At 62.4% G+C, this 19,017-nt stretch carries 23 protein-coding genes; 6 read left to right on the plus strand and 17 right to left on the minus strand.

Annotated features, from left to right (window positions below):
- Positions 1 to 9 precede the first annotated feature (9 nt).
- The 3 genes from ASC75_RS04245 to ASC75_RS04255 are packed head-to-tail and all read right to left on the minus strand — an operon-like array spanning position 10 to position 2,698.
- Positions 10 to 864 (minus strand): ABC transporter permease, encoded by an 855-nt coding sequence (locus ASC75_RS04245; protein ID WP_055970835.1) that lies wholly within the window; start codon positions 862 to 864, stop codon positions 10 to 12.
- Positions 864 to 1,676 (minus strand): ABC transporter ATP-binding protein, encoded by an 813-nt coding sequence (locus tag ASC75_RS04250; protein WP_055970837.1) that lies wholly within the window; start codon positions 1,674 to 1,676, stop codon positions 864 to 866. Before ASC75_RS04250 ends, ASC75_RS04245 begins: the two co-directional genes overlap by 1 nt.
- Complete coding sequence (locus tag ASC75_RS04255) at positions 1,673 to 2,698, minus strand: ABC transporter substrate-binding protein (RefSeq protein WP_082496387.1); 1,026 nt, start codon at positions 2,696 to 2,698, stop codon at positions 1,673 to 1,675. Before ASC75_RS04255 ends, ASC75_RS04250 begins: the two co-directional genes overlap by 4 nt.
- 374 nt (positions 2,699 to 3,072) lie before the next feature.
- Between ASC75_RS04255 and ASC75_RS04260 the strand changes: the two genes are divergently transcribed.
- Both ASC75_RS04260 and ASC75_RS04265 read left to right on the plus strand, forming a co-directional pair.
- Positions 3,073 to 3,765: a fumarylacetoacetate hydrolase family protein gene (locus ASC75_RS04260; RefSeq protein WP_055970841.1), complete on the plus strand. Its 693-nt coding sequence runs from the start codon at positions 3,073 to 3,075 to the stop codon at positions 3,763 to 3,765.
- Positions 3,766 to 3,788: 23 nt separating this feature from the next.
- The gene (locus ASC75_RS04265; RefSeq protein ID WP_055970843.1) at positions 3,789 to 4,442 is read left to right on the plus strand and encodes a 4-carboxy-4-hydroxy-2-oxoadipate aldolase/oxaloacetate decarboxylase; all 654 of its coding nucleotides are present in this window, start codon (positions 3,789 to 3,791) and stop codon (positions 4,440 to 4,442) included.
- A gap of 211 nt (positions 4,443 to 4,653) precedes the next feature.
- Here ASC75_RS04265 and ASC75_RS04270 read toward each other — a convergent pair whose 3' ends face one another.
- Positions 4,654 to 5,565, minus strand: a complete 912-nt coding sequence (locus ASC75_RS04270; protein ID WP_055970844.1) for a fumarylacetoacetate hydrolase family protein — start codon at positions 5,563 to 5,565, stop codon at positions 4,654 to 4,656.
- On the opposite strand from ASC75_RS04270, the gene ASC75_RS04275 reads away from it, so the two are divergent.
- Positions 5,564 to 6,511, plus strand: coding sequence for an FCD domain-containing protein (locus ASC75_RS04275; protein WP_082496388.1), 948 nt, complete (start codon positions 5,564 to 5,566; stop codon positions 6,509 to 6,511). The two genes, ASC75_RS04270 and ASC75_RS04275, sit on opposite strands and share 2 nt — an antisense overlap.
- Positions 6,512 to 6,547: 36 nt before the next feature.
- Here ASC75_RS04275 and ASC75_RS26355 read toward each other — a convergent pair whose 3' ends face one another.
- Complete coding sequence (locus ASC75_RS26355; protein ID WP_184117327.1) at positions 6,548 to 6,715, minus strand: hypothetical protein; 168 nt, start codon at positions 6,713 to 6,715, stop codon at positions 6,548 to 6,550.
- A gap of 320 nt (positions 6,716 to 7,035) precedes the next feature.
- Between ASC75_RS26355 and ASC75_RS25835 the strand changes: the two genes are divergently transcribed.
- The gene (locus tag ASC75_RS25835; RefSeq protein WP_156381099.1) at positions 7,036 to 7,212 is read left to right on the plus strand and encodes a hypothetical protein; all 177 of its coding nucleotides are present in this window, start codon (positions 7,036 to 7,038) and stop codon (positions 7,210 to 7,212) included.
- 136 nt (positions 7,213 to 7,348) lie between these two features.
- On the opposite strand, the gene ASC75_RS04280 is transcribed toward ASC75_RS25835, so the two are convergent.
- From ASC75_RS04280 to ASC75_RS04300, 5 genes are read right to left on the minus strand one after another with little or no spacing between them, the layout of a single operon-like run.
- Complete coding sequence (locus ASC75_RS04280; protein ID WP_244487750.1) at positions 7,349 to 8,677, minus strand: amidohydrolase; 1,329 nt, start codon at positions 8,675 to 8,677, stop codon at positions 7,349 to 7,351.
- 54 nt (positions 8,678 to 8,731) lie between these two features.
- Positions 8,732 to 9,667 (minus strand): ABC transporter permease, encoded by a 936-nt coding sequence (locus tag ASC75_RS04285; RefSeq protein ID WP_055970846.1) that lies wholly within the window; start codon positions 9,665 to 9,667, stop codon positions 8,732 to 8,734.
- A gap of 9 nt (positions 9,668 to 9,676) precedes the next feature.
- Entirely contained in the window at positions 9,677 to 10,729 is a 1,053-nt protein-coding gene (locus ASC75_RS04290) for an ABC transporter permease (protein ID WP_055970848.1), read from the minus strand.
- Positions 10,729 to 12,318: an ABC transporter ATP-binding protein gene (locus ASC75_RS04295; RefSeq protein ID WP_055970970.1), complete on the minus strand. Its 1,590-nt coding sequence runs from the start codon at positions 12,316 to 12,318 to the stop codon at positions 10,729 to 10,731. The genes ASC75_RS04290 and ASC75_RS04295 overlap by 1 nt, the downstream gene beginning before the upstream one ends.
- A 29-nt stretch (positions 12,319 to 12,347) precedes the next feature.
- Entirely contained in the window at positions 12,348 to 13,463 is a 1,116-nt protein-coding gene (locus ASC75_RS04300) for a BMP family ABC transporter substrate-binding protein (RefSeq protein WP_055970850.1), read from the minus strand.
- 110 nt (positions 13,464 to 13,573) lie between these two features.
- Here ASC75_RS04300 and ASC75_RS04305 point away from each other — a divergent pair, with 110 nt between their 5' ends.
- Positions 13,574 to 14,494 (plus strand): LysR family transcriptional regulator, encoded by a 921-nt coding sequence (locus tag ASC75_RS04305; RefSeq protein ID WP_055970851.1) that lies wholly within the window; start codon positions 13,574 to 13,576, stop codon positions 14,492 to 14,494.
- Between the two features lie 13 nt (positions 14,495 to 14,507).
- Here ASC75_RS04305 and ASC75_RS04310 read toward each other — a convergent pair whose 3' ends face one another.
- From ASC75_RS04310 to ASC75_RS04340, 7 genes are all read right to left on the minus strand, one after another.
- Positions 14,508 to 14,879 (minus strand): nuclear transport factor 2 family protein, encoded by a 372-nt coding sequence (locus ASC75_RS04310; RefSeq protein WP_055970853.1) that lies wholly within the window; start codon positions 14,877 to 14,879, stop codon positions 14,508 to 14,510.
- A gap of 87 nt (positions 14,880 to 14,966) precedes the next feature.
- Complete coding sequence (locus tag ASC75_RS04315) at positions 14,967 to 15,926, minus strand: SDR family oxidoreductase (protein WP_055970854.1); 960 nt, start codon at positions 15,924 to 15,926, stop codon at positions 14,967 to 14,969.
- An 81-nt stretch (positions 15,927 to 16,007) separates the two neighbouring features.
- The gene (locus ASC75_RS26915; RefSeq protein WP_055970856.1) at positions 16,008 to 16,535 is read right to left on the minus strand and encodes a DUF427 domain-containing protein; all 528 of its coding nucleotides are present in this window, start codon (positions 16,533 to 16,535) and stop codon (positions 16,008 to 16,010) included.
- A 221-nt stretch (positions 16,536 to 16,756) separates the two neighbouring features.
- Positions 16,757 to 17,056 carry a DUF1236 domain-containing protein gene (locus tag ASC75_RS04325; protein ID WP_055970858.1) on the minus strand — a complete coding sequence of 100 codons (300 nt, stop codon included), beginning with the start codon at positions 17,054 to 17,056 and terminating at the stop codon, positions 16,757 to 16,759.
- A gap of 249 nt (positions 17,057 to 17,305) precedes the next feature.
- Entirely contained in the window at positions 17,306 to 17,566 is a 261-nt protein-coding gene (locus tag ASC75_RS04330) for a hypothetical protein (RefSeq protein ID WP_156381101.1), read from the minus strand.
- Between the two features lie 63 nt (positions 17,567 to 17,629).
- Entirely contained in the window at positions 17,630 to 18,019 is a 390-nt protein-coding gene (locus ASC75_RS04335; RefSeq protein WP_055970862.1) for a DUF427 domain-containing protein, read from the minus strand.
- Between the two features lie 343 nt (positions 18,020 to 18,362).
- A complete protein-coding gene (locus ASC75_RS04340) occupies positions 18,363 to 18,575 on the minus strand; it encodes a hypothetical protein (protein WP_244487751.1) in 213 nt (70 codons plus the stop codon).
- Between the two features lie 236 nt (positions 18,576 to 18,811).
- Here ASC75_RS04340 and ASC75_RS04345 point away from each other — a divergent pair, with 236 nt between their 5' ends.
- Positions 18,812 to 18,994 carry a hypothetical protein gene (locus ASC75_RS04345; RefSeq protein ID WP_055970866.1) on the plus strand — a complete coding sequence of 61 codons (183 nt, stop codon included), beginning with the start codon at positions 18,812 to 18,814 and terminating at the stop codon, positions 18,992 to 18,994.
- Positions 18,995 to 19,017: the final 23 nt, after the last annotated feature.

Consider the following 19,017-nt stretch of genomic DNA (forward strand, 5'->3'; position numbering starts at 1 on the left):
CGCCAAGCCTCACGTACCGATGCCTCCGCTCACGCTCGATTTGTGCCAGAAAACCAGCTTCTTCTCCAGCCACACCACCGACCAAAACAGGGTCAGTCCCAAGAGGCTGAGGAAAATGATCAGCGAAAACACTCTTGGCGTGTTGAGCTGGGACGAGGCGACGCGGATGAGTTCGCCAAAGCCCTTGCCGCCGCCGAGAAACTCGCCGGTGATGGCGCCGGCCATGACGCCGACGGCCGCGATCTTCAGCCCGGTGAATATCTGCGGCAGGCCCAGCGGCAGTTTCATCTTGAACAGCGTCTGGAAGCGGCTGGCACCCATGGTCTTGAACAGCATGCGTGCGTTTTCGTCGGCCACATAGAGCCCGGCTGCCGTTCCGACCACGATCGGGAACGTTGCGATGAATGCGGCAAGCGCCACTTTCGAGGCAATGCCGAAGCCGAGCCAGGCAAGAAACAGTGGCGCGAAGGCAACCTTGGGCATGGTGTCGATGGCGACGAGGTAGGGCAGCACCGCACGCTCGCCGAACGTCGTCTCGCCGACAAGGATACCGAGCAGGAAGCCGATCGTGATGGCAATGGCGAAACCGAAGATCACCTCCTTGATGGTAATCCACAGCGCCGTCAGCATGTAGCCGCCGGTGAACAGGTTCTTGCCGACGAAGGCGATGTCGGCACCGGTTTCCCATGGGCCTGGAAGGATGATCGGAGAGACGACCCCGATCGCATAGATCAACTGCCACAGGGCGACGAAGCCGACCAGCAGTCCGCCCATGGCGATCGAACGGGGAATCCGGTCCATGAAGGAGACATGCTCGCTCCAGATTGTTTCCGGGCGCTGATCCGTATTGTCGATTGCGGTCATTACAGGAATGCTCCCTTGTCGAGCCGAGCGCGAATGCGGCGCACATACTCGCCAAATTTCGGATCGGTCATCATGTCGAGCGTTCTTGGCCGCGGCAGGTCGATGTTGATGGCCTCGACGAAGTTGCCGGGCCGTGGCGACATGACATAGACGGTGTCGGACAGGATCACCGCTTCGGGAATGGAGTGGGTGACCAGGAACGCGGTGGCGTTGCGTTCCATGCAGATGCGCTGCAACTCCATGTTCATGAAGTCGCGCGACAGTTCGTCGAGCGCGCTGAACGGCTCGTCGAGCAGCAGCACTGCAGGCTTGGTGATCAGCATCCGGCAGATCGCCGCGCGCTGTGCCATGCCGCCGGACAGTTCGTTGGGCCGCACGGAATCGAAGCCCTTCAGCCCGACCAGATCGAGCAGGGCCCGCGCCTCGTCGTGCATGGCCCGCGCAGCCTTCTTGCCGTCGCGGATCTCGATCGGCAGGACGATGTTTTCGAGCGTCGTGCGCCACGGAAACAACGTCGCCTGCTGGAACATCATGCCGATGTCCCGGCGCGTGCCGGTGACCGGCGTGCCCTCGAGATAGACGCTGCCTTCGGTTGGCGGCAGGACACCCGCCATGATCTTGAGCAGCGTGGACTTGCCGCAGCCGGAGGGGCCGATGACCGAGGAAAAGCTCCCCTCGGTCAAGGTCAGGTCGACCCGGTCGAGCGCGTGGATCGAGCGCCGCGCATAGCTTTTGGCGACGCCCCTGAGCTCGTATACGGGCCGGCCTGCCAGGCCGGCCCCATCGAATGCGGATCGCTGAAGTGCGTTCATTCGTTCCAGGCTTTCACGAACTCGTTCGTGTAGGCTGCGTTCAGGTCGTCCAAAGGCTTGGACAGGGCGCCCGTTGCCACCTGGCTTTCATGCCACATCTTCCAGTGCTCCGGCGGCTGGTAGCCGTAGCCGGTGGAGACGTCGAGCGGCGTGACGCGATCCTGGATGGCGGTCAGAAGGGCTGCCGCAAACTTCGGATCCTCGGCTTCCTGCGGATTGCCGACTGCGGCATGGGCGAGCACGGCGTCCTTGTTGGCGGGATCCAGGCCGAACTTGGTTGCCTTGACCAGCGCCTTGCCGAAACCTTCGATGACCTTTGGATTGCCGTCGAGATAGCTGCGCGTCACGGCCCAGCCATTGCCGAAGAAGGAGAGGAATTCCTCAGGCGTTATCTCGCGCAGCGGGATGCCGCGTGCGCCGATGATCGCCGCGTCGCTGACGGCCGCCGCATAGGATTCGACCTCGTTGTTCAGGAACGCCGCAGCCGCAGTGCCGCCGTCGCCGACGGCGAGGAACTTGTAGTCATTGCCTTCTGCCAGGCCGGACTTGGAAAGGATGGCGCGGCTGAAGCCGACTTCGGCGCCATCGGCCGTGCCGACGCCGACCGTCGTGCCCTTGAGGTCGGTGGGCGTCTTGATCGCCGAGTCCTCTTTGACGACGAGGCCGAAGATGGACTTCGGGAACTGGTTGTAGATGAAGACGACATCTTCGCCGCGGGCGCGCGCGCCGAGCAGCGGGCCGGGGCCCGGGTTGCCGATCTGCGCCTGTCCGGCCGCCATCGACTGAAGCACCGAAGCCGAGCCGTTCACCGCCTCCACGGTGACGTCGAGGCCCTGTTCCTTGAAGTAGCCCTCTCCAATGGCGACGTGCAGCGGAAAATTGTTGATGGCCGAGGGATTGGGCACGACGATCGTGACCTTGGTCTCCTGGGCATACGCGCTTCCGGTTGCGCCGGCGATCGAGGCGAAAACCAAAGTCAGCGCCACCCTGGCGCTGCGGTGTAGTTCCGGACCCATTTTCATAAGCTGTTCCTCCCGTGGCGGCTGCGCGGATTTGTTCCGTCAACAACGCCTTCAAACAATCTACATTTTTCGCAATAGCTGTCAAAAACATATTTCTATGATGCGCTGACGCGCGCGAAAGCCGCGAGGTAGGCGAGCTTTTGTTTGACGCGCGAGAGGCGCTCCCAGGTCCGTTATGTAGAAAAATGTCTCATTTTGAGGGGATTGCTGCCGGATTCCACCAGATACGCGGAAGGTGTCCGCAATGGCATCGTCTGGCGCTGGCCCGAATTTTGAATGCATGAAAATGCAGATAGAAAAAAATCATACATTTTTTGCTGCGTGGGATACGTTTGTGTGCTCTATGTCAGATCGTTCAACAGGGAGGAGCCAATATGGCCAATGGGTACGTAGTTGAGGCGCCGCAGCAGGTATCGCTGCCGGTCGTGGGCAAGGCGGAGCGGTTTCCGGTTCGTCGCATCTATTGCGTCGGGCGCAACTACGTTGCCCACGTGCGCGAGATGGGCGGCAACGAGGATCGCGATCCGCCGATTTTCTTCCAGAAACCGACTGACGCGATCGTCCAGGATGGAGCGACGATCCACTACGCCACCATGACCAAGGACTTCCATCATGAGATGGAACTGGCGGTCGTGTTGAAGTCGGGCGGCTACAACATCGCCGAGTCCGACGCACTCGATCATGTCTACGGCTATTGCGTCGGTCTGGACATGACGCGGCGCGACATCCAGGGCAGCGGCAGGCCGTGGGAGATCGCCAAGTCGTTCGACCAGTCGTGCCCCTGCGGCCCGATCACGCCGGTCGAAAAGGTCGGTCACGTGTCGTCGGGCAACATCAAGCTCACCGTCAATGGCGAGGCAAGGCAGGATTCCGACATCAGCCTGCTGATCTGGAAGGTTCCGGAAATCATCGCCAACCTGTCGACCTATTTCGAACTGCACGCCGGCGACGTCATCCTGACCGGCACGCCCCATGGCGTCGGCCCGGTCGGCCCCGGCGACGAACTGGTCGGCACCATTGCCGGGCTCGAGCCGCTGACGATCCGCATCGGCACGGTTGCGGCTTAGAAAACCTGACGAGGGGCGCGAACATGGATGCTGATTTCGAACGGCCCGTTCCAGCCCTCCTGGAAGAACTCGCCACATTTTCGTCGGCGACGATCCACGAGGCGAACGGGCAGCGCGGTGCGGTGTCCGGCGCTCTGAAACCGCTCGATCCGGCAATGCGCGTCTGTGGCTCCGCCCTGACCGTGCATTGCCCGGCCGGCGACAACCTGATGATCCACGCTGCCATCGCCGTGGCGCGTCCCGGCGATGTGCTGGTCGTGGATCACCAGGGTGCGCTCGACGATGGTCCTTTCGGCGACCTGCTTGCAGAGGCATGCTTCGCCAGGGGCATCCGTGGCCTGGTCATCGACGGCTGCGTCCGCGATGCCACGACCATCAGGCAGATGAATTTCCCGGTATTTGCGCGAGGCCTGTGCATCAAGGGCACGACCAAAAATCGCCTGGGCAGCATCGGCCGGCCGATCAGCCTTGCCGGAGAGCAAGTGGGGCCGGGAGACGCCATCCTGGGCGACGAGGATGGCGTCGTTGTCGTGCGCCGGGCGGACATCGCCGGCGCGATTTCTGCTGCCCGCGACCGCGAGGCCAAGGAAGCGACACTGCGCGATGCGATCCGGAACGGCGCCTGCACGCTCGATCTTCTCGATCTCAGGAAGCGGTTACAGGCGGCCAAACCCTAACCGGCGGCGCGGCTTCAAGCAGGTTCCGTAGCGCGGTGCGCAACAAGCGCGGCGACGCGGCTGATCGCGTCATCACCACCAGATCCCTGACTTCTCTGCGTCGCACGACAACGGTTGCCGTTGGCACTTTGAAGCTGCGGGCTCGTGCCGGCTCAATTTGAGAAGGTACGAGAGCCGCCTCGCGCGGCAAGGCGGCTCTCATCGGTACAGTCTAGACGGCGACGACCGGGCAACGCAGGCGCCCGATGCCATCGACGCCTGCTTCGACGACATCGCCTGGCCACAGCCATTCCTTGGGCGTGCGACCCGCGCCAACGCCTTCCGGGGTGCCGGTGGCGATGATGTCGCCGGGCTCGAGCGCGATGCCCTGGCTGATGTCCGAGATCAGGTAGGGCACCTTGAACAGCATGTGCTGCGTATTCGACTTCTGCTTGGTCACGCCGTTGACGGTGAGCCACAGGTCGAGGGCGTGTGGGTTGGCGATCTCGTCGGCGGTGACGATGCACGGGCCGAACGGGGCGTAGGTATCCTGGCCCTTGGAGACGATCCATTGGCCGGCGCGGCGGCAGTCGCGGGCCGACACGTCGATCATGACGCTGTAGCCGAAGACGTGCCCAAGCGCGTCTTCTTCCGACACGCGCTTGGCGCGCTGGCCGATGACCACGGCGAGTTCGACTTCCCAGTCGAGCTGCTGGGTGAGCTTGGCGTTGTGCTCGATGGCGTCGCCGGGGCCGCAGACCGTGGTCGGCGGCTTGGAGAAGATGACCGGCTCGTTCGGCAGATTTGCCGCGTTTTCGAGCATGTGCGCCGATTCGGTGATGTGCTCGACATAGTTCAGGCCGATGCCGAAGATGTTCTTGCGCGGCCGCGGGATCGGTGCCAGCAGCTTGACGTTGGCAGCGTAGAAGACCGTGCCGACCGGCCAGTCATCGGTCGAATCCTCGATGATCTTGCGCGCAGTATCGAGCGCCGCGGGGCCGAGGTCGATGAACTCCAGCATGTCGCTTGGCAGTTCCAGGTCGTAATAGGCCGCGAGCGCCTGCAGGTCGACGACCAGGTCGTTGACCAGCGCGCCGAGACGCGCCGCCGCAGTGACGCTGCTGCGATAGGTAACCAAACGCATGTTTTCACCTCTGTCTGATGGTGGCGAGGCGACCGCCGATGCCGGCGCCTCCGTCCCGATTTCGTTCGTCCGCAACATAGATGGCCATCAGCCGGCGTCAACAGATTTTATAAAATATTGCACATTGCACAAAATATTTGAGCCGGTAGATTGTGACGAGGTCCGCCATTTGCATCGCCATTCGAGACAGAGCCCAGTGCCCGAGCCAGAGTTCGCCGAATCCGAAGGGTCGCTTGCCGACCGCGCCTACCGGCTGATCCGCGACGACATTCTCAATGGCGTTTTCCCGGCCGGCGAGCCGCTGCGTCTTGCTGTGCTGCGCGACCGTTATGGCCTCAGCTTTTCTCCCTTGCGCGAGGCGCTGACGCGCCTGAGCAGCGACCGGCTCGCCGAACTGGCTTCACTGCGTGGATTTCGCGTCGCGGGCGTGTCGCTGGACGAGATGTGGGATGTGATCGGTATACGCATCCTGGTCGAATCGGAGGCATTGCGGCGGGCTGTCCGCCTGGGCACCGACGACTGGGAGGCGCGGGTGGTCGCCTCCTTTCATGCCTTTGGCAAGGCCGTAGCCAGGCACGAATTGCAGGCGTCGCAAGCCGAGGGCACCTTTGACCAGGCCCTGGAGGATCGGCATCAGGGCTTCCACCATGCGCTGATCTCGGCATGTGGCTCGCCGGCACTGCTCGACATCGCAGCGCAGCTCTACACCAGGACGGAGCGGTATCGCCGGCCGGTGCTGTCGGACGAGTTGCGTGCACGCCCGCGCAACCTGCTGGAAGAGCACTCGGCGCTCATGAAGGCTGCCTTGCAGCGGGACGGCGAGGGCGCGGTCCGGCTCCTTGCCGAACACTATCGCCGCACGGGAGAGCTTATCGAGGCCGGGCTGAAGAACGCCTCGACCGGCGCCGGCGCGGGCAAGACAACCAGGCGCCGCGCCGCAAAATAGCACACCGCTGCGCTGGTGGCTCGGCCACCGGTCCAGTCATGGCTTGGGTGTTGCGCTTTCCGCGACGTCGCACGAGGGCTGGCCTTTGAAGTCCCGCGCCAGACACCCGTACGTGTCGAAGGTCTGGCCTGTTTGCCTTGCGGCTTTTGCCATGCCGCATGAGGACAGGGCCAGGCAGGCAAGGAGGACGATCGTGGCTTTCATGGCAGGCACCGGTTCGCGCATTTCACTTGCAGACATCGCTCCGGCGTATTCGTGGGAGCTCCATGGTGGAGCTTGAGACTGTATGCGCAAGCCCCTTCGGCGCCTAGCGGCTGTTGAAGCAGTCACCCGGAATGTTCATCCCGCTAACTCCACGAAGGCAAAAGTCGGATGTGAGCGTCGCGAGGTGAAGCGGCGAGGCAACGCTCCTGGGGCACTTCACGCATCCTTAACCATGCCCTGAAGACGCGGTGGATGGGGCTTAATCGTGCCAAATGGGGCGGCTACCGACGGCAGTGAAACAGCCGACTCAGGATTGCCCCATGGATGACGAACGGAAAATCACCTCCGACCGGTGGGGACCAGTAAAGTGCTTGGCAAATGTCGCGCTGCTCTTTGCGCCCATTGCCATCAGCCTGGGTGTGTTGGTGGCGCTGTCCGCCAACGGCGACCGGGACGTGGATCCCGTTGTCACCAGCACGATCCAGCAGAGGTACTGACGCGCTCGCCTCGACGTCGATCATGGTCGCATCGCTGGCACTCGACGCAACAGCGTCGAGTGCTTCCGGATTGCTTTCGGTGTCTGCGGAATGACCAGGCCTGTCACTACGGGCGCCGTAGTGGCAGCAGAGCCGACTAGCCCAGGCTGCGCTTGCGGAGCGCATGGGCCTTGCTGCGGAAATTGGCCCTGATTTCCGCCTCGTCGATGCCGACGACGATGCGGTTCTCCATCAGCAGGCGCCCGGCGACGATGGTATGCAGCACGTCGTCGGCACGGCTCGAATAGACCAGTGCCGCTGCGGTGTCATAGACCGGCTGCGTGTGCGCCTTGTCGAGGTCGACGACGATGACATCGGCGGCCATGCCGGGGGCAAGCTTGCCGGTCTCGGGCCGGTTCATCGCCTTGGCGCCCTCGGAGGTTGCCATTTCCAGGATTTCGGTCGTCTTCAGGAATTCCGGGTCGGCTGTCTTGTCCTTGTGGATGAGGCCGGCGAACTTCATTTCCTGGAACATGTCGAGGGTGTTGTGGCTGGCTGGCCCGTCTGTGGCCAGGCCGACCGTGACGCCGTGCTCGCGCACGCATTTGAGCGGCAGCGTACCGGAAGTCACCTTGGCGTTGCAGCACGGGCAATGGGCGATCTTCGTCTTGGTCGCTGCCAGTATCTTCACGTCATCTTCGTCGAGTTGCGTGCAGTGGGCGGCGGTCACATCGGACTTCAGGAACTCGAGCGAATGAAGCCAACGCACCGCTGACGTGCCGTAGGTTTCGGCGACATAGACCGTCTCCTGGGGCGCTTCGGCGAGGTGAATGTGGATCGGCACATTGTGTGCGTCGGCGACCTCGCGCGACAGGCGGAACATTTCCGGCCCGCAGGAATATGTGGCATGCGGTGACAGTCCGACGTGCAGCAATCCGTTTTGCGATTTGTGGTGCTTGGCGACGAGATCGCCGAAGCTGTGCAGCGTCTTCCATGACCAGTCGGTGATCGATGCATAGACGCCGCGGTCGGCAAAGCCGTAGCCAAGGGTGGAGCGAAGCGGGATTTTCTTGAGCGCCTCGATCTGCGGCTCCACCGCATAGGCATCGAAATGCTCGTTGAAGGAAGTGACGCCCGACTTCACCATTTCGACGAGACCGTTCAGGCTCGCCCAGTACAGCGTCTCGGGATCGAAATTGCGTTTGAGCTGCCACATGGTGGAGAGCCATTCGAACAGCCTGACGTCCTCCAGGAGACCGCGCAGGAGCAGGTTCGAGGCAATATGCGTGTGGCTGTCGCAGAATCCCGGCATGACCACGCAGTTGGAGGCGTCGATGACCTTTGCAGCGCCGCTGACGTCGATGGTTTCCTGCGGGCCGACGGCCAGGATCTTGCCGCCGGCGATGGTGATCGCTCCGCGCTCGATCGGCACAGTGCCGCCCATGGGCATCACGGTGCCGTTGATGATGGCGATATCGATGGTCATGCGTATCCTCCTACGCGATCCGTTACGGGATCCGGTTTTCAGAATTTCAGATGTTCAGCGCACATCGCGGAAATAGGGCAGGCCGAGCGCTGCAGGCGCCGCCGGCAACTGCCTCATGCGACGCAGGACGATGACGGGAACGATGATGAAGCACAGTGTCCCGAGATAGGGCAGCATGCCGAGAAGGGCAGGGGCGACCGGCCAGTTGCGTGCCTGCCCGACATAGCCAAGTGCCGTGATCAACCCGAACAGCAGCGCCGCCATCACCACATTCATCGGCCTGTAGCGGGCAAAGATGACCAGCGCGACGGCGATCCAGCCGCGTCCGGCGACAATCCCGTCCGACCATGATGGGACAAAGGCCAGTGTGAGATAGGCGCCGGCCCCCGCCGCCAGCGCCGCACCCAGGGACACGTACCAGAAGCGCATCGCCTGGACCGGTATGCCGGCGGCGTCGGCAGCACCCGGGTTCTCTCCGACCGCGCGCATGTTGAGGCCGTGGCGTGTCTTGAACATCAGGTAGTGTATGGCGACCGGCAGGATGATGAAGGTCAGGTAGACGAGGATGTTCTGGGAGAAGAAGGCCGGTCCAAGAATGGGAATGTCGCTCAGATAGGGCACGATCACCGGCTGGAAGGTCGCCTTGGCCGGCATTCCGGAAAACGCCCTGCCGACGGTGGCGGCAAGTCCCGTCCCCATCAGCGTCAGGGCGAGGCCGCACAGGACCTGGTTGGCGCGGAAGAGCACCGTCGCCATGGCAAACACCATGCCGAAGCAAAGCCCGACCAAGAGTGCTGCGGCAAAGCCGACCGACGGGTTCGGCACGCTGATGGTGACGGCGATTGCCGTCACCGCGCCGAGTGCCATCAGGCCCTCGACGCCCAGATTGACCACCCCGACGCGCTGGCAGATGACCTCGCCCAGTGCTGCCAGTGCCAGGACGCCTCCGGCAAGCACGGCGGTCGTCAGCAACCCGGTTATGATATCCATGGCGGCATCCTATGCGGTGGCTCGATCGGCGCGGACGAGGCGATAATGCGCAAACTCGTCGCCGATGGCGGTGAACAGCAACACCAGGCCGGTCAGCGCCACGATCGCGCTGGTGGTAAGTCCCTGCGTTTGCAGGATGATGCCGGCGTTGAGGATGAAGGCCATCAGTGCCGCGGCGGCAAAGACGCCAAGACACGAGGTGCGTGCCAGCACCGCAACGATGATGCCGAGATAGCCGAAATTGTTGGAGATGCCGCCCTGCAGCCGGTGCACCGTGCCGGCCACTTCCAGCATTCCGGCAACGCCCGCGACTGCGCCCGACAACAGCATCACCGCGATGATGCGCCGCCGCACGGGGATGCCGGCATAGAGCGCATTTTCGGGATTGGCGCCGCTGATCCGCACCTCGTAACCCCAGCGGGTGAAGGACAGCACCGCCGCCGCCAGAACCGTCAGCACCACCGCAATGGCAAAGCCCCAGTGAACCATGCCCCAGAGTTCGGGCATCTCGTAGCGAATGCGCGGCGTGGAGCCGAGCGTTCCAGCACCCCGGTCGCGCCATGGTCCGGTGGCGAAATAGTAGACGAGCAGGGTCGCCACGAAATTCAGCAGCAGCGTGGTAATGAGTTCGTTGACGCCGACAAAGGCACGGGCAAGCGTCGGGATGGTGATCCATGCCATGCCGCCGGCGACGCCCGCCAGGAACATCGCCGGCAGCATCAGCCAGGCCGGGCCTTCGACAAAAAGGCCGATCGCGGCGGCTGCCAGCGCACCTGCATAGAACTGGCCTTCGGCACCGATGTTCCACAACCCGATGCGCCGGGTGATCATGACCGCAAGCCCGGTCAGGATGAGCGGTGTCGCCAGAAGGCCGAGATCCTCCAGCCCGAAGCTCGAGCCGAATGTCGACTTCATGACCTGGTTGCCGAGGGCGAACGGGTTGAGCCCGGAGACGGCGACAACGAGGCCGCCGACGACGAGGGCAAGCAGGATCGCCACGGCGCGGACCGCAAGAGCAACGGAAGGCTTCGGCGAAGGAAAGCGCTGCAGACGCCAGGACATCACGACCTCGCGCCGCTGGTTGCGGGCGCAGCCGCCGTCTGCCCGCCCATCAGGAGACCTATGGTCTCCATATCGGCGCTTTCGGCATCAAAAACTGACATGATCCGGCCTTCGTAGAGAACCGCGATGCGGTCCGAGAGACTGAGCAATTCTTCGAGGTCTTCCGAAATCAGGACGACGGCCACGCCCTGGTTTCGAAGTTCGACGAAATAGCGAAGCATGGTGTTGATGGCGCCGATATCCAGGCCACGGCTTGGGTAGGCAGCGACCAGGACTTTCCGCGCGATGCGGATTTCGCGCCGGGCGACGAGGCGCTGCTGGTTGCCACCCGAGAGGTTCCGCACCGGCATGCTGAAATCGGGAATCGCCACCTCGGCGTCCGCGGCGATGGTCCGCGCCAGCCGGTTGGCGGCCCGCGGGTCGAAGAACGGACCGCGCGAGACCGCATCGGTCTTGTATTCCCGGATCACCACATTGTCGTCGATCGAGAGCGAAGGTGCCAAGCCGCTACGCAAGCGGTCCTCCGGGATGTGGCCGATGCCGAATGCTGCGAAGGCTGCCGCGTCCTGGTGGCTTACCGCCTTTCCACCGACCAGGATTTCGCCGGAAACAAGCGGCCGGATGCCGGTGATGACCTGGCTCAGTTCACGCTGGCCATTGCCCGCAACACCTGCAATGCCCAGTATTTCACCGGCCCGGATGGCGAGATCGATGTTCCGGAGCGCTGGCAGGCCGCGCTGGTCGTCGGCGCAGACATTCCTGAGTTCCAGGACCGTGGGGCGGGCATCGTTCCCCGGTTCTGCCGACCGGTCGCGGTAGTTGCCCAGCACGATTTCGCGCCCGACCATCAGTCCGGCGAGCATGCGGTGGTCGCAGTCTTTCGTCTCGTGCGTCGCCACCTTGCGGCCGCCGCGAAGAACCGTCACCCGGTCTGAAATCTCCAGGACTTCATGAAGCTTGTGGCTGATGAAGATGACGGCGTTGCCGGATTTGCGGAAGGCGTCGAGCGCCTTGAACAGTTCCCGTGCCTCGGATGGCGTCAGCACGGCTGTCGGCTCGTCGAGGATCAGGACGCGCGCGTCCCGCGCCAGCACGCGCAGGATCTCGACGCGCTGCTGCTCGCCGGCCGACAGCGCGTGGATGCGGGCGTCCGGTCTGACGGCAAGATTGAACTTTTCTGCGATCGCGGCCGTTCTCGCTTCCAGTTGCCTGGCCGACGCCAGCCGTGGCGTTTCCCCCCATCCGAGATGGATATTTTCGGCGACGGTAAAGGCTTGGACCAGCTTGAAGTGCTGGTGAACCATGCCGATGCCTGCCGCGATAGCATCAAGGGGAGAACCGAAACGAACGGGCTTTCCATCGATGGCGATCTCCCCGGCATCGGCCTGGTAGATGCCGGTCAGGATGTTCATCAAGGTCGACTTGCCGGCGCCGTTCTCACCCAGAAGCGCGTGAATCTCGCCGGCACGGATGTCGAGGTCGACATCCGCATTGGCGATGACGCCTGGAAAATGTTTGGCGATCCCGCGCAGCGACACGAGCGAGTGTGCCGTGCCGCCGTTGACGGGGCGAAGTCTCGGATCTGGCATTGCAGCGTCCATCGAACGAGGGGATCGGTTTACGTGCTGAGCCCGGACACGCCCTCCACCGACCAGTCCCAGTTGTAGAGCGCGACTTCGTCGAGCGTTTCGCCCGCCTTTACCCGCACGGCCCCGGTCGTGTCCTTGATCTCGCCCGTGAACGGGCTCCAGCCGCCGATGATCTTCTCGCGCACGGCGTCGGCCTTGGCCGCTACCTCGGCCGGAACCGTCTCGCCCCAGGCATCGCGGTCGATGCCGCCGCCTAGGGGAAGCAGCGTCTGGCCGCCGCCCGACCACGTGCCTTCGAGCCGTTTTCGGACCTGGTCGACATAGAACGCCGTCCAGTCCGGGATAATTGAGCTGACATAGGCGTTCTTGCCGTAGCGGCGCATGTCGGAGCTCCACATCGCAGCCCGCACGCCGCGCTGTTCGGCGACCTGCAGATAGGAGGCCTCGTTCATCACGCCAAACAGGAAATCGCAGCCATTGTCGATCAGCGCGCTTGCGGCCTGGTTGGCGCCTTGCGGATCGAACCACGAGTTGATGCTGATGACCTGCAGGGTGGCCGATGGATTGACCGAGCGTGCGCCCATCATGAACGCATTGCTCGACGAGATCGCCATCGGCACCGGGAAGGACGCGATGAAGCCGAGCTTGCCGGATTTGCTGAGCAGGCCGGCTGCCACGCCGAGCACGTAGGTTGGATGCCAATGGGCGGCGTAGTACCAGCCGAGATTGTCGGCGACCCGGCGCCCGTCGGCTTCCAGGAAGGCAACTTCCGGCGAGCGCTCCACAACCGACGCGAAGAAATCGCCATAGTTCGAGGTGGAAAACACCATCTGGGCGCCTTCCTGCACGAACTGGCGGAAAGTCCGGCTTGCGTCGGCGGAGAACGGAATGCTCTCGACCACCAGTGTCTTGGCCTTCGGGAAGGCTGCCTGGATCGCCTTGGCTCCTTCATTTTGCTTGGTGTTCCAGCCTTCGTCCGAGACCGGCCCCGTCAGGCCGAACGCGATGATCGCATCCTCTTCCTTGATAGCCGCGAGCGGTGCCGCGCCAGCCTTGCCGACCCAGCCCGGCATGATGAGGGACGAAGAAGCGGCGGCCGACAGAGCCAGGAACCGGCGACGAGAAAAGCTGTACTGAAAGTTCATTGAATTCCCCCCGAAATCGAGCAGAAGGCTAGTTTTTCAAACCCCTCATTGACCAGCGAATATTTGCGTCAGTAGTGTATCAAAAAACTGTACAGTCGCAGGTGTCGCGAATGCCGTTGATTACGCAAGGCGCGAAGGCGCTGGAAATGGTCGCCCGTTTTGGGTCGATCCGTAAGGCAGCGGAGCAGATGAATGCGACACCCTCGGCGGTCAATCGCCAGATACTCAATCTCGAGCTCGAATATGGGCAGCCGCTTTTCGAGCGCCTGCCACGCGGAATGCGGCCCACGGAGGCCGGTCGCATCCTGGTGGGCCAGGTCAGAAAGTTGCAGCAGGAAGTCACCGCGACCGATGCTGAAATGGAAGGCTTGCGTCCCTCGTGCGGCAGCACGGTGAGCATCGGAATCATGGAGTGCCTGTCGACGGGGTTCCTGCCGAAGGCGTTTCGCATGCTTCAGGCCCAGCATCCCGGAGCCAGCCTGCGCGCTTATGTCGACGGCACCAACATCATACTCGACAAGGTCAAGTCCGGCTCCATAGATCTGGCGATCGCATTCAATACGCCTCAGGATATCGGGCTGAACATCGTCAAGACGGCCCATCTGAGCCTTGGAATAGTCGCGCACCCGTCGCACAGACTGATGCAACGGAAATCCGTCGATATAGAAGACATACTGAGCGAGAATTTTCTATCGACCGACGACAGCCTGACCATAGGGCCCATGGCCGACCTGCTTATCCAGAGATTGAGATCCCCGATCCACAAGATCGCCGTGTCGAACTCGATCGCTCTCCTGAAGGCGATCGTTCAGGAAGGACTGGGAATAAGCATCCTGACCCTGATCGATGTCTACGAGGAGGTCAGGGACGGAAAACTGGGCTTCGTGCCGCTCTCCGGTCACCGAATGTCGGTGGCGTTGTCTCTCTGTTCCCGCGACGTGAACGCCCTGACGGACACCGGCAAGGCCATCGCTGCAATCATCGCCAGTTCACTGGATGAGGTCCAGGCGCTGTCGCTCAACAGCGCTTGAACCGCACGTTCAACTACTCAACGATTTTCCAGTAGGAGTCCTTGCGAGCCACCTGTCCATTGCGAAATGTATAGAAGTCACAGCCTTGGACCTCTATTGCCGTGCCCTCTCGCGTGGTCCCGGTGAGGGTCCATTTTGAGATGCCGGTATCGGCCGTCGCATCCACGAAATGCTCCACATTGCCGTAGTGGACGTCGGGCAGGCCTTCAAAGCGTGTTCCCAGCGCTTGACGTACGTTTTGCTTGCCCTCGAAACGGGAACCCCAGCGCTCACTTCCCCTTGGCATCTCAAGGATGCAATCGTCGGAAAAGAACTCCATGATGCGGTCAAGATCGTGCGCGTTGAAGGCCTCGGATAGTCCCGTCAGTGTCGACCGAATGTCCATCTTCCGTCTCCGTCAATTGGGAATGTGCGTGCAAGCAGGGCCGGTCGGGCGGAAGCCGGGCGCGCGCCGCCTGGCCGGCGCGACTTGTCAGTAGCCGCCGATGATCGGCAGGATCTCGCCGGTGATGTAACTGGAACAGTGGGATGAGGCGAGGAACACATAGGCCGGAGCGATTTCCTCGGGCTGCGCCGGCCGCCTCATTGGCGTCTTCGCACCAAATGTCGAGACGTCCGCGGGTTCCTTGTCGGAAGGGTTGAGCGGCGTCCAGACCGGACCGGGGGCGATGGCGTTTACCCGGATCCCCTGGTCGACCAGGCTGGCGGCAAGCGCCCGGGTGAAGGCATGGATGCCGCCCTTGGTCATCGAATAGTCGACAAGTTCCTTGCTGCCGCTGATGCCCGTGACCGAGCCGGTGTTGATGATGGCCGACCCCGGCTGCATGTGTTCGATCGCGGCCTGGCTCATGTGGAAATAGCCATACAGGTTGGTCTTCAGCGTCGTATCGAAATGCTCTTCGGTCAGGTCGGCGAAGTCGGTCGAGTGGACCTGGAAGGCGGCGTTGTTGACTAGGATGTCGAGGCGACCGAATGCCTTCATCGTCGCCGCGACCAGCTTGCGCGAGACCTCCCTCTCGGCGACGTTGCCGGGCAACAATATGCATTTCCGGCCCTCGGCCTCGACCGCCTCGCGGGTGCGTTCGGCGTCCCGCTGTTCGCTCAGGTAGCCGATGGCGATGTCGGCGCCTTCGCGCGCAAACAGGACCGCCACTGACCGGCCGATGCCGGAGTCGCCGCCGGTGATCAGCGCGACCTTGCCGGATAGCTTGTCAGAACCCTTGTAGTAGGGCGCATCGTAAAGTGGGGCGGGTTCGACCAGTGCCTCCTCGCCGGGCTTAGGCAGGTGCTGTTTGGGAAACGGAGGCGTGGGGTAGGGCCTAGCGCCGGCCTGCATCGCGCTCTTTTTGCCCCCCTTGTTTTCCTGGCGGTCGTCCTTTTCCACTTTTCGCTGGATCGATCGCTGCTTCTTCGCTTCTGCCTGCGGGGACATGCTGGTACCTCCGATACTGTTCCAATCTGCAAACGCCTGGTCGAGTGGACAGTTCCGACACGGCGAGCCCGATTACCGGCGCTAGCTCTCCGCCTTGAACGACTTGGCCAGCGCCACAAGCTTGGCCCTGTCGCGGCCGTGCCGCCGCACCAGCGCCTCGGCTTGCAGGGGAGACACATCGGTGGTCTCCGCGAGATGCCTCACCAGTTCGTCGTCGGTCGGCAGGTGCAGAGGGGTCTCCAGCTCGCCGGTGGCGATGTCATGCCTCGTGGCGGTGGCCGCGATACTGGCAAGTTCGGGATTGAAAGCGCCGTGGTTCGCAAGCGCAGCGAGGCTCGCCTCCGGTTCCAGGTATGCCCACATGAAGTCCTGGCCGGTTTCCGTGGATACGGCCCAGAAATGGGCGACGCCCCAGCCCTCCCGATGAACCGTCCTGTTGAGTGCGGTCAGGTGCTCGAAATTGATATCCTTGAATGGGATGTAGAACACGTCGGGTTCGTCATCCACGCAGATCGCTTTCGCCTCCGTCGAGGATGCGATGACGAGATCCGAGAACATGACCGTCACTGTTCCGGTGAACGCAGAGATGCGTGAATGGTCCGATGCCATGATTGCCTCCCTTGGATGCCCAGCAACATATGATCTCGCGCGCCTGGCGTTCTTGTCGACCCGGCAGGCGGTACGTTGGAAAGCCTGCCCGAAGCACGGCTACCGCAACCCAAAGAACGACAGTATCGCGAGCACGATTACGACCAGCCCGACCAGGTAAATGATGTTGTTCATTGTCTTCTCCTGAGGTGAAAGTGGATCGGCCCGTCCCGAAGGGGGCGCTAGTCGAGGACGTAGACGATCTCGCGGGTGCCCGGATCGACAAGCACCGTGCGACCACCAACCACTACATACTGGTATGTCACGTCAGGCACCTCGACGGCGTGGAGTTCGACTGTATCGGGCAGCTTGTTGCCGATGTTGATCTCCAGTCCCGGCAGGTCGACCGAGGCCATCGGTTGCGTTTTGACATACTCCCTGATCAGGGTTTGCTGCTCCGGCTGGATGACGATCGTTTGAGCGCTTGCAAGGCCCGCTGACAACGCAAGCGCGGCAAAGGCAGTACACAGCTTCAGTTTCATGTTCTTTTCCCTTGGTGGGTGGAATTGGTTTCGAAAGGATCGAAACCTCTTTTCACAACGTCGCGTTCGGGATCAGGTTCCCTGGCAGCAAGATCGGGCTGGGACGGCTGCGTTGCTGCCACTCGATCATGAGTGCGTGCGTCGAGCCGCATGGAGTCTCGGCCAGCCATCTGGGCAAAAAGCAAGTGATTTCGCGTATTCCGCCATCGCTTCGGTCGACTGCAACAGCCCGCAGTTGGCCGCCGCGCGTCAGAATGCCGTGGGGTTAGCCTTGGCCGCACGCGACCTCAGCAGGTGGTCGTGCAACACGTTGATTTCAGCCACACCGAATTGAAGCCCCGACTGCGAGACGATGCTCACCGAGCCGCTCTGCTTTCCGATCGGAATGCAGGCGACGTATCGGATCGCCTGGGAGAGGTGGCTGAAGAACAGGCCGGGTGTGAACCGGTCTTCATAGACAGTCGCCGGCTCGTCGAGATCGACATCATGCCCGGACAGTTTCATCGTCATGGCCTTCCGGTGTTCGGGCCGGTCCGCCTGGGTGGGAGGACGGCCCGCGCAATTCTGTTCTGGTCATTCGGCAATGTCGTGTGCGCGCAACTGGTCGTCGGCCGGCGTTGCCTCGATGCGCGCTTTTCTTGGATTGAAGGCGGCATGCCGTTCAAGAATCGCGTCCGATTGCTCGGGCGCTTCGTATGACCACATGAAATTGTCGGCAGCCTCGCCCACGGCATTCACGCTCCAGTAGGTCGCGATCCCCAGATGCTCATGATCTGCAACCGTCGCCCGTGTCAGGAAGTCGAAATAGACATCCTCGAAGGGGAGGAAATAGACCGGATCCTTGCCCGGGATGCTCAAGAGCTTGGCATTCTTCGACGATCCAATGATCGCGTCGGAAAAGCTGACCGTCACTGTTCCGATGAAGGGCGTGATCGTGGTGGGGTCGCGTTGCGGTTCATACATCGTTGTTGCTCCTCCCGAAGGGCGCTGCGGACCGGGCGGGTGAGATGCTCGTCTGCCTATTCGTTGGCCAGGAAGAGAAACCGGGAAAAAGACTTCCTGTTCATCGGCGCCGCCATGCCCGGTTGACGCAGTCCGCAGCTTCTATCGAACGTATGGAAATGCAAAAGGTTCAGCAGAACTTGTCGCGTTGCACCCGCTGCCCATTTTTGCGGATCGAGCGCCGTCGCAGCTTGCCCGGGCCAGACTGGTCTGTCGCCGCTCATCCTCCAGCAACGTGGCATCCCAAAGCGCGGGTCGTGTTGCTGGTCGATGCGAGCGTTGCTTTCGCTTCGCCAGGAATGGGTCATAGCGAGGCGGCACCCTTGCGTATCCGTCTGGCGCCCAGCTCTTCCAGCGCCATGCGAGCGCATCGCAAGTCGGCCTGCCAGCCATCGTCGGGGTTCATCGCGCTTTCGGATGCGGCACGTTGCAGGGCTCGAGCCTCGTCTTCGAAGTGACGCAGCCTTTGGATCTTGATCTCGTCCGACGCCATGGGATCTTCAAGAATGCTTCGCACCAGCTTCTCGCACCGGCTGTCCATCGTTGCACCTGTCCGTTCGTTTTCCACGAGAGATAGAATGACGGGCCAGTGGCAATGGTTCCGATCTTGTTATTTGGGGGGCGGCTCGCGCGGTCTGGCCGGGAAGCACAATTGAATTGGCCGGGCGCAAGGTTCCTTGCAACTCATCGGGTTGTTGGCCGTTGTCCTGCCATTGGGCTGCGGAGGCTGGGCTCCAACCTTGGAGAAGACGCATGGGCGAGATCGTGGAATTTGCCGCCAACCATGTCTTCGTGAAGCACCACGGTGATGGTTGGATCGTCCGCGTTCTCGAAAACGGAGGACGAACCGACTATCGGTTCGAACGGCTGTCCTGGGCCGAGAAGTTCGCCAGAAATGAACGCTTCCGCCTGCGTGAATGTGCACGCTTGCTTTGATGGGCATCAATCTGGCGTATGTC

It is taken from the genome of Aminobacter sp. DSM 101952 (genome assembly GCF_001424795.1).
Classification (GTDB): Bacteria; Pseudomonadota; Alphaproteobacteria; order Rhizobiales; family Rhizobiaceae; genus Aminobacter; species Aminobacter aganoensis.